Genomic DNA, 332 nt, shown 5'->3' with positions numbered 1-332 from the left:
TGGAACGCGCGCTGGTGGGCGAGTACCGCCAGACCATAGACCAGTTGCTCGCAGGGTTGAATCGCGACAACCTGGCGCAAGCAGCTACAATCGCCGCCCTTGCAGAAACCATCCGCGGCTTCGGCCACGTGAAGGCCGCGAACGTCGAGAAGTACAGGACGGAGCTGGCCCGCTCGATGCAGAGCTATACGGCGCCTGCCCCGCGCGATGTACCCCTGCGGAAAACCGCATAAACACTCGCGCTGAGCGGCATTCTCCTGGGCGCGCCTTGCTAGGCGCGCCCAGTGCATTTAGTAACAATGTTTTGGGAACCTGATCCTATCTTCTTCTTG

General features: G+C 60.8%; 1 protein-coding gene. It reads left to right on the top strand.

The window, feature by feature from the left end:
• Nucleotides 1-233: DUF6537 domain-containing protein (locus NR111_RS18355; protein WP_256821647.1), on the top strand; the 233-nt coding region annotated here is incomplete at its 5' end.
• Nucleotides 234-332: the final 99 nt, after the last annotated feature.

It is taken from the genome of Dietzia sp. Die43 (assembly GCF_024519835.1).
In the GTDB taxonomy this organism is placed as follows: Bacteria; Actinomycetota; Actinomycetes; order Mycobacteriales; family Mycobacteriaceae; genus Dietzia; species Dietzia kunjamensis.
The sequence above is the reverse complement of the archived record's forward strand: the minus strand, read 5'-3'. Positions and strand labels throughout refer to the sequence as shown.